The organism is Ochrobactrum sp. SFR4 (genome assembly GCF_019730395.1).
Lineage (GTDB): Bacteria > Pseudomonadota > Alphaproteobacteria > Rhizobiales > Rhizobiaceae > Pseudochrobactrum.
On record NZ_JAAPBB010000033.1, the window covers coordinates 1 to 9,429 of the forward strand.

The following is a 9,429-nucleotide window of genomic DNA, read 5'->3' on the forward strand; positions in this document are numbered from 1 at the left end:
GATAGAGCTATCATGAGCCGAAAATCCTCTCTTCTCAATTAACACTGTTTTGTCTCAAGGGCGCTGATGTCGGACAAAGGTTGATTACATCGAACTCTATCTGCATAATCCAAACGATCTTGATGGCATAAAAGCGGCCTTACGGAATAAACTCGGAACAAGCATGGAGTTGGTCGATTGGAAGGAAAAGAATAAAGTCCTCTTTTCAGCGTTATCGATTGAGCGAAACGTCATGTTTATGATCCTTTCTCTTATCATAATTGTTGCCGCCCTGAATATCATCTCCGGCTTAATAATGCTCGTGAAGTCGAAGACGCGTAATATAGCTATTCTAAGAACAATGGGACTAAACAGAGCAGCGATCCTGCGTATTTTCATGATGACTGGATCAATGATTGGCGTTGCCGGAACATTGTTGGGAGCAATAATCGGGGTACTCGTCTGTCAGAATATTGAAGCCATCGGCGCGTTTTTAAGTTTTATGCTCCAATCTGCTGGTTCTCAGGGAGAGTCTAATTTTTTCGCAAGGCTTCCGGCCCGCTTGGATGGTGTTGAGACTTTATTGATTATCGCTTTCTCTCTTCTCGTTTCGCTTCTGGCACCTGTTTTGCCTGCAATGCGCGCTGCAGGGTTAGATCCTGTAGCTGGCATCAGGTCCTGACTGGATAATTAACCCACAATTTCCTCTCTGGTCCAAGATCATCGATGCATCATTGCGATACAATGTCGAGAAGACGTTTTTTCTCAGGCCGATCCCGATATGTTCTCAAATGTCGGACAATCCGATCACTTTCGTGTCGTGATGCCAAAACGCGATCGAGTGTCTGTATCGGATGCGGCAGCTGAATATTCATGAATCGCTTTACTTGGCTTCTGCAGGAGAAACCTGTTGCCAAAACACCTTTTTCGTGCTCGATTAATTTACCCCAACTAAGATTGAATATTTGGTGCGACATATTTCGATTTCATGGCCGAAAAGGCCAGCCATGCCGCAACATCCTGATCGTATAATACTGAGATCTAGCTCCGCCGCCGCGAATATCTGCTTCCATCGATCGAGATGAGCCGGATCCGCTGCACATTCCGTGCAGTGACCAATGATCGAGAAACTTCCTCCCGCTGCCTTTGGTAGCATCGTTGTAACCCCGACCAGAAATTGGTCCAACGAGGTTATAGTGTCTGCACCTAGCGCGTCCCTATAATCCTGCCGATAAAGCATCGTGATTGCCGGTTCGATCGTGATCAGGGGTAGGCCGTAGGCGCTGTAGGCTTCTATGGTTTGCACAGCCGCCAGACGGACCGCTTCGAATTGGTTCAAATATCCGCGGACGTGCAAAGCCTTTCCGTTGCGTAGGATCGGTGTGTGAAACACTTGAATGCCCACCCTGCGCATTACCCGCGCCGCACTTTCCAGTACGGCTGGTTCAAAGGGCCCAAGAAAGCTGTCCGAAAGCAGAATCACTGCCTTCGCTTTATCCACATCCGCGGGCAAGCTCTTCCCTGGGGGTAGGCAGCGTGCGCCAGCGAGCTGCATCCGAGCGATCAGCGGTCGCGTCGCAAAACGCGGCAGATCTACAAGACCAAAGGATTTTTCTAACACCGGTTTCGCCAGGCGCAGTCCCAGATTGGCAATGACGGGCAAGCGGCTAGCCAGAAGTATCAAATCCTCCATGTGACGGACCAGTCTATCTCTACGAGGACGAGGTTGATTACTGTATCGCTCGGACAGAAATCTCGCCTTCATGTCCGGAATATCAACCTGGACAGGGCATTGCGTTGCGCATGCTTTGCACGACAGGCAAGTTCGTAGCGATACGTCGAGCGCATCAGCGGCTTTGCCCTCGTCGCCTCCGGTTTCACGAGCATAGAGCCAATCGCGGATTAACGCAGCGCGTCCCTTGGGTGATTGGACGCGGTCGCGGGTGACCTTGTACGAAGGACACATCTCATAGGCGCTGTCCCAATGAAAGCATGCGCCGTTTCCGTTGCAATCCGTGGCTTTACCGTATGCTGCGTAGGCCGCAATTTTTGAGTCTCGCGTGCCTCTGAACGTAACTTCGTCGATACGATCGACCTGCAAATCAGTTACATTGGCCGTGACGAGCTTGCCTGGATTGAACCGGTTGTCTGGGTCGAAGGCCGTCTTAATCTGCCGCAGTAAGCCATAAAGTCTGGGTCCGAAGTAATCCGGGATATACTCGCTGCGCACCCCCTTGCCGTGCTCCCCCCAAATCAGGCCGCCATGCTCGCGCGCAAGCTGTGCGACAGCGTCCGAAATCGGCCGAACTTTGTCACGATGCTCATGTTTGCGCATATCCATCAAGGGGCGGACGTGGACGCAGCCTACATCGGCATGGCCATACATGCCAAAATCAAGTTGGTGAGAATTCAGGATCTCTCGGAAGCCGCTGACGAACTTGACCAGGTTTTCCGGCGGGACGGCGGCATCTTCGACGAAGGCGACACCCTTGAGGGCACCGCTGCCCTTTCCCATTAGCCCGACCGCATCCTTACGTAACGCGTTCAGCGCAGCCATTACCTTCATGTCCTGCGTTGCTACGACGCCTTTGGCTTTGACTTGCACGTCTAGTGCGGTGGCTTCGAGCCTATGCAGCCTGACAGCCACGCCGTCAGGTGACGTGTCCGAAACCTCGGCAAAAAGATAGCCTCCGCAGGTCGAAAGCTCCGCGCCCAGGAATGGTTGGACCATGGACCAGGAGTTTGTTGATTTGCCAAGCTCGACAGTCCTGTCGTCTAGAAACTCGATCGCCTCTGGATCGGCCACGAGCAAATCCGCCACCGAGGAAAGAGCGCTAACACTGTCGGGAAATCCGATGACGGCCATGCCACGATATGGGGGCAGTTTAACCACCCGCAATGCCAACTCTGTTGTCACAGCCAAGGTGCCTTCGGACCCTGCTATAAGTTTTGTTAAACGGAGCGTGCCGTCTGGCCCACGCAGCTCATCCAGATTGTATCCAGTCAATCCTCTGTTGATCTTCGGGAAAACTCTTGCAATTTCATCGGTGAGATGGGGCAGTTCCTTTCGAAGCAAAGCAACGGCATTGCTGAGCAGTCCCGTGGGCGGCTCGGTCTTCGGCGGCAGGTCGCAGATTGTTGTCGAAGTGCCGTCCGATAGCACGACCTCGGCCGATACCAGATAGTCTGAGGTGCGACCGTAAATGCGGGATCCCTTTCCTGACGCGTCAGTCGCCACCATCCCACCAATTGTGGCCCGCGAACTCGTTGAAACAGCAGGAGGGAAAAAATAGCCGTGCGGCCTCAGATAAGCATTCAATTGATCCAGAACCACACCTGGTTGAACCTTAACGATCTGGATTTCAGCATTGAAATCCAGAATGTGATTCATGAAACGCGACGTGTCGAGAACGACACCTCGGGTTAAAGACTGACCATTTGTGCCAGTCCCGCCACCCCTAGCGGTGATGGAGAGGCCCGACATGGCGGCCGCTTTGACTACGGCGACCACGTCGGCCGCGTTTTGGGCTTCAACTACGCAGATGGGCTCAACGTAGTATATCGAATTGTCTGTCGCATTGACGACTCGAGATGGCCTTGTTGTGCGAACGGCCCCTTGTAACCCATATTCAATCAGCTTTTCCTCAAAGCTCCTAACCGCCTCGGAATCAATGCTTTCAGCGAGAATTGATGTTTGAAACGCCATGATCAATTTCCCGCTTGAGCTATCGTAAAAGCGATGGCAACAACAAGGTGACACCAGGAATGTAGGTCACTAGCATCAGTACGATGAAGGACACGACAAGCATTGGCCATAGCGCAATGCTTAGTCGCTCGATCGACAACTTGCTAATCGCTGAGGCTACGAACAGCGAGTATCCGAACGGGGGCGTCGCCATACCGATGGCGAGGTTGATCACAACCATTGCGCCAAGATGGATCGGGTCGAGATTTAGCTGCGTCCCTATAGAGGTCAGCGTTGTCCCGAGAATGATCATCGCTGCGATATTGTCCATGATGGCGCCGATAAACAGCAGGAATAGGTTCAAGATCAGCAGGATGACTATAGGGTTGTTTGACAGAGACAAAATACCGCTTGCGATCGCCGATGGTAGTTGCTCAATAGCTACCAACCAACCAAACGCAGAGGCCAGTGCGATAATGAAGCAGACAATCGCCGATGTCCGCATCGAGGCGTTTGTGATCTTTACCAGTTCCCTTGGCTTTAGCTCCCGATGCACAAAGAGCCCGATTATCAATGCGTAAAACACCGCAACGGCAGATGCTTCGGTTGGCGTGAAAATGGACCCGTAAATGCCGCCCAGAATAATGACTGGGGCAAGAAGGGACCATTTGCCGTCCCATAGACTTTCACGTACATCTTTGATTGTTGAGCGAGACTCAAGCGGGATATTTGGATTTCCGCGCGCTACGAGATAACAGACAAGCATCAGACCTGCGGCGATCATCAGACCTGGTATAATCCCCGCAAGGAATAATTGGCTTATCGATTGTTCCGATACAACTCCCCAAATGATCATAGGAATTGAGGGAGGGATCATTTGGCCGATCGGACCGGCGGCGGCGGACAACGACGCCGAGAAATCTCGTCGCCAGCCGCGCTTTTCCATTTCGGGAATCATGATGCCACCAATGGCCGCCGTTGTGGCCGGCGCGGAACCAGAAATGGCAGCGAAGAATGTTGCTGAGAGCACAGTGACCATGCCCAATCCACCCGTCACATGGCGCACAAGTGACTGGCAAAAGGTCACCAAACGGCGCGACAGGCCGCCATGCATCATCAAGTCGCCCGCCAGGATAAAACCGGGTATTGCCAAGAGCGAAAAACTTTGGGTACCCGCTATCATACGTTGCGCCAAGACAACCATCGGGAAATCCGCCAGATAAAGGCCAAGTACAGAGGCGATCCCAAGGCAAAAAGCTATGGGCATACCGCCAAACATGGCGACGAGGAATGTCGTAAGAATAGCGATCGCTACAACGGTCATCCGAGCAACTCCACATTTTCATCTGCAAGTGCAATAGGTTTGAGGAAGCGCGAAAGGGCATGCAGCATGCCCAGTGCCCCGCAGACAGGGGCTGCCATATGCAAGACCTCGATTGGCAGACGCATTGCCGCCGACACCTGCCCCATCGTGCTTACGGTGTATTGGTATCCAGCAACCGTCAGCGTTACACAGAACAGGAAGATCAGCAGGATGATAACGCGGTTCCAAAGGTTACGTGCAGGAGCGGGCAAAATTCCCATCAGCAAGTCCAGACGAACATGGGCCATGTCGCGCACGAGGCTGGTCGCGGCAAGGAGCGTCGTCCACGTGAACAACATAAGGGCTAGCTCTTCGGACCAGACCAGAGATGAACCCAGCACGTATCGAAAGATGACCTGTAGGATCAACGCGGTTACCATTATCGATGCCATTGCCATGACAACGATATCTGTCGCGCGCGCAGCCCAATAGGAAACCCTGTCCAGAAGTTGGATCATGGTTTGCTCCATTATTGGATAGGAAAGTGTTGGCGGCGTCACTTTATTTTTGGGACGCCGCAGTTGGGAAATTCCCGTCGAGCTACAAGGGATTTACCCGTTCACTTCGCGCAAAGCCTTATCGAGTAGATCGGAACCGATCGACTCTCTGAATTCGTCGTATACGGGGCGGACTTTTTCACGGAACGCCGAAGGGGCATCAATATTGTTCACCTTCATGCCGGCATTTGTGAGTGCTTGCACGATTGAGGTTGATTCTTTGGCGACTTGCTGTCGCTGTGAAGTGATCGAAGCAGTGACGGCCTCCTGGAAAGCGCTTTTATCTCCGTCAGACAACCTGTCGTAAAACCGCATTGAAGCTATAACGCCAAGGGCGGAATAAGTATGTTTGGTTAGCGAAAGATATTTCACGACATCTGCATATTTATTGGCTTGGATCACCGCAAGGGGGATTTCGAGCCCATCGATTGTTCCCTGCTGTGCGGCAGTGAAAGTTTCCGACCACGCCATTGGTGTTGGATTGCCGCCGAGCGACGAAAACATGCCGATGAAGACTGGATTTTGCATGGTGCGGAACTTGATACCTGCTACATCACCGGGCTGCGTGACCGGACGGGAGTTGTTGATCATGTGCCGAAAACCACCTTCTGCAAATCCCAGTCCGACCATTCCTCTCGCCGCCAACTTGCCCAAAATCTCTTTCCCCACTTCTCCATCGAGCACCGCATGTGCCTGTGCTTCGTCGGCGAAGAGGAACGGCATGTCGTTGAGCTGAAAAGCTGGTTCGATATTGGCAATCGCAGCATTGGTGATAATACCGATGTCGAGCGTGCCGTACTGCAGGCCTTCCAGCATTTGCTTTTCATCGCCGAGCTGGTTGTTGGGGAACAGCTGCACGTCAAACTTACCGGGAAGACGAGCGTCAAGCTCGCGCTTTAGGTTGCGAGCCATGACAGCGTAGGGATCTTGCTCGCTATCCGACGTGGTCCAGCCGACGCGGAGAGGTTCTTGAGCCAGCGCTGGTGGCGCAATTGTACCAATGGCAACGGCTGCGAGCAGCGCTACGGCGATCTGTTTCAGATTAATCATCATGGTTTCCTCCCTTGTGATGATCACGATTAACTTGGTTCAAATCCGTATAGACGGGCCGGGTTATCCGCTAGAATTCGGTCGCGCGTCTTTGAGTCTGGCGCCCAATCGTCAAGCATGTTCAGAAGGGCGCCATCGTTAGGCATGTCGACGTTTATGTATGGGTGTGGCCAGTCGGAGGCCCAAAGAACCCGCTCCGGATTGGCCTTTATTATTTCTCGTGCGAAAGGCGCGATGTCGGTATAGGGCGTTTCGTTCTGCCCCGTAATTCTATAGCTTCCAGAGAGCTTCACCCAAGACTTGCCCTCCGCTACCAGCGACAGCATCTCACGAAATCCGCGATGGTTGACGCCAGCTGATGTCGGCATATGGCCAAGGTGGTCGAAGACGGTTTCCACCGGCAGCGTCCCAAGAGTCTCGCGAATATCCGCGAATTCCGAGACGTCGATCAGCATTTGCAGATGCCAACCGAGCGGTGCGATCTTTTCCGCGATTCGGCGGACATCCGAAACTTCGACACCAGAGCGGAAGAGCAGATTCAGGCGCACGCCGCGTGCTCCGTCGTCGTGCATCTTTTGAAGCTCTTCCTCAGAAATATCCTCGTCAACGACCACGACCGCGCGTAGCCGGTTTCGACGGCGGCGTACAGCGTCGAGCGTACAGCGATTGTCTCGGCCATAGACCGACGGCTGCACGATCACACCGCGCTCTATGTGCAGTGTATCGAGCATGTGAAAGTACTGCGCTATGCTCGCTTCTGGCGGTGTATAGGTACGGTCAGGGGTGTAGGGATAGTGCGAACTCGGTCCGAAGATATGCGCATGGCAATCCGTGGCGCCTCGTGGAAGCGTAAATCGTGGCGCATATGGATTTGGATCGGCGGCTGCGCAGAAACGGGGCCTTGCTTCACCAAGTGATGTCATTCGACTTTCCTCCCAGCCTTGTAGGCCGCGCAAGCCAAGCCGATCGGCGGTGCGCAGCACATGGTTCCACGCCGCTCGCCGAGCCTTGTCCGGGTCGCCGCTGCGGATGGATTCAAGAATTGTGCGGAGTTCTCTTTCGATCTGCTGTGGCCCATCGCCACGCAGCGCGGACTTCGCTAGATTTTCCGATATGCCCACATCGATGCGTTCATAGAGGAAGCGCAACAAATCGCGGAAATATGCATTGTTCGTTGCCGTCGCGACGTGCTGATGAAAGCTACGTTGTTCGTCACCGGCAGCTTCTCCAGACTCAAGCGCATTTTGAACCGCAGAAAAACAAGCTTCTATATCTGTCAACTGTTGGATGGTTCTACGCCTTGCAGCCATTGCTGCTCCGGCGACTTCGATGTCCATTCTCAATTCGAGGATCTGCCGAAGGTTCTCAAGCGAGGACAGCAAATTGGGGTCAATCTTGAACCCCGCTGCGGCCACGGGAGAACAAACAAATGCGCCAATACCATGCCGTGTCTCGACAAGGCCAGCCTCCCTAAGTTGCGCGATTGCTTCCCTTACCGCGCTTCTTCCTGCGTTGAAAGTTTGCACCATTTCGGCTTCGGTCGGCAGCTTGTCCCCAACGGAGAACTCTCCCGATCGGATCATTTCAGCGAGCTGACCGGCAATCTCATCGGAGATTCTTCTCCGTTCAACTGGGCGAGCGCGCAGGGTGATATTTGGGCTGGTAGCCAAAACAGTTCCTCCTTAATTAAGGTCATTAGCAGACAACAGGTCATCAGACAACTGTGAACTTATCGTACGACGTCTGAAGTCGGCGTTTTTAGCTTATTGGCGGTTGATGTCTAAGTCCGACGCACGAACTTGATGAGCCAATTTCGCCCATTAACATCCAAGTAGCGCTTCATTTTGGGGGGGCAGGGCGCGTGTAAGCGAGAGAAGCGTTCGACTCCTGATGTTTGAGGCATGCCCTGAGACGCTATGCGGCGCATTCAAGTGTCACCTTTTAAGAATCCAGTCAGGTTGCCCGCATCTAGCTACCGGTCGTGACGTTTGCATGCCCAAATGCGGGCGCGCAAACGTGATGCTTCGCGAGGGTCTTGGCGGCAAAATCAAGGTCTAGAAACAAACCTACTTGACTTGGTATACCAAATTGGTAGTTATGGCATATGAAAAATGAAGAGAACTTGAGCGCGACCACCTTAAAGCAAGCGGCCACCGAAGCCCTTCGAGAGCTCATCCTGCGCGGACGAGTTCGGCCTGGCGATCAACTAAAAGAGCGCGAGGTCGCTGACATGATAGGGGTTAGCCGAACCCCTTTGCGTGAGGCTTTGAACCAATTGGAGCGCGAAGGGCTGGTGCAAAGCCAGCCGCATCGTGGCTATTCCGTCACGGCTATCGATCTGAAGACCGGTCAGCAGTTGCTGGATTTGAGACGTGTTCTTGATGGTTATGCGGCAAGGCTAGCCGCGGGCGCTATTTCGCAAAAAGGGATCGAAGACCTCGATGGCATCCTCGGTCGGCTTGCTCTTTTTGAAGCGATGGAAACGCCGACCGTTGATGACCTGGCCGAGGAGGTTCGAATTGGTTTGAGAATTCATGAAGTCATCGCAAGGGAAAGCGGCGATGCGTTCCTGTACGAGACGCTTAAGGTTCTCTATGGCAGGCTCACTCTTTTGATCTGGGTGGATGTGCTCTGGATCGACAAATGGGATGACACGCGCGCGGAGCACAAAGAGATTGTTGCTGCAGTCAAGGCGGGCGACGCGGCGCGCGCTTCCGCGGCGGCCGAAGTCCACGTCGGGCGCGCGCGGGCTGATCTGCAGCGCGTGATCGATGCCCAGTGGACTTGTCACGGTTTGATTCCGCCTCCTTAAATAGACTATTTGTCATTAAGGAGAAGAATTATGGCAGTTTCAC

7 protein-coding genes are annotated in these 9,429 nt (G+C 53.4%); 2 read left to right on the forward strand and 5 right to left on the reverse strand.

The window, feature by feature from the left end:
• Positions 1-163 precede the first annotated feature (163 nt).
• The gene (locus HBA93_RS17370) at positions 164-661 is read left to right on the forward strand and encodes an FtsX-like permease family protein (protein ID WP_221724118.1); all 498 of its coding nucleotides are present in this window, start codon (positions 164-166) and stop codon (positions 659-661) included.
• A gap of 255 nt (positions 662-916) precedes the next feature.
• Here HBA93_RS17370 and HBA93_RS17375 read toward each other — a convergent pair whose 3' ends face one another.
• The 5 genes from HBA93_RS17375 to HBA93_RS17395 form a co-directional block, all read right to left on the reverse strand.
• Positions 917-3,685, reverse strand: coding sequence for an FAD-binding and (Fe-S)-binding domain-containing protein (locus HBA93_RS17375; protein WP_221724119.1), 2,769 nt, complete (start codon positions 3,683-3,685; stop codon positions 917-919).
• Between the two features lie 19 nt (positions 3,686-3,704).
• Positions 3,705-4,988 (reverse strand): TRAP transporter large permease, encoded by a 1,284-nt coding sequence (locus HBA93_RS17380; RefSeq protein ID WP_221724120.1) that lies wholly within the window; start codon positions 4,986-4,988, stop codon positions 3,705-3,707.
• Complete coding sequence (locus HBA93_RS17385; protein WP_221724121.1) at positions 4,985-5,485, reverse strand: TRAP transporter small permease; 501 nt, start codon at positions 5,483-5,485, stop codon at positions 4,985-4,987. Before HBA93_RS17385 ends, HBA93_RS17380 begins: the two co-directional genes overlap by 4 nt.
• A gap of 93 nt (positions 5,486-5,578) precedes the next feature.
• The gene (locus HBA93_RS17390) at positions 5,579-6,577 is read right to left on the reverse strand and encodes a TRAP transporter substrate-binding protein (RefSeq protein WP_286202022.1); all 999 of its coding nucleotides are present in this window, start codon (positions 6,575-6,577) and stop codon (positions 5,579-5,581) included.
• A 26-nt stretch (positions 6,578-6,603) separates the two neighbouring features.
• On the reverse strand, positions 6,604-8,244 hold the full coding sequence (locus HBA93_RS17395) for an amidohydrolase family protein (protein ID WP_221724122.1): 1,641 nt from the start codon (positions 8,242-8,244) through the stop codon (positions 6,604-6,606).
• Between the two features lie 434 nt (positions 8,245-8,678).
• Between HBA93_RS17395 and HBA93_RS17400 the strand changes: the two genes are divergently transcribed.
• Positions 8,679-9,386 carry a GntR family transcriptional regulator gene (locus HBA93_RS17400; protein WP_221724123.1) on the forward strand — a complete coding sequence of 236 codons (708 nt, stop codon included), beginning with the start codon at positions 8,679-8,681 and terminating at the stop codon, positions 9,384-9,386.
• The last annotated feature ends 43 nt before the right edge of the window (positions 9,387-9,429 follow it).

Coding starts and splice junctions, on each gene's coding strand:
- HBA93_RS17370 (WP_221724118.1), top strand. CDS start 164: ATGGAGTTGGTCGATTGGAAGGAAAAGAATAAAGTCCTCTTTTCAGCG.
- HBA93_RS17375 (WP_221724119.1), bottom strand. CDS start 3,685: ATGGCGTTTCAAACATCAATTCTCGCTGAAAGCATTGATTCCGAGGCG.
- HBA93_RS17380 (WP_221724120.1), bottom strand. CDS start 4,988: ATGACCGTTGTAGCGATCGCTATTCTTACGACATTCCTCGTCGCCATG.
- HBA93_RS17385 (WP_221724121.1), bottom strand. CDS start 5,485: ATGATCCAACTTCTGGACAGGGTTTCCTATTGGGCTGCGCGCGCGACA.
- HBA93_RS17390 (WP_286202022.1), bottom strand. CDS start 6,577: ATGATGATTAATCTGAAACAGATCGCCGTAGCGCTGCTCGCAGCCGTT.
- HBA93_RS17400 (WP_221724123.1), top strand. CDS start 8,679: ATGAAAAATGAAGAGAACTTGAGCGCGACCACCTTAAAGCAAGCGGCC.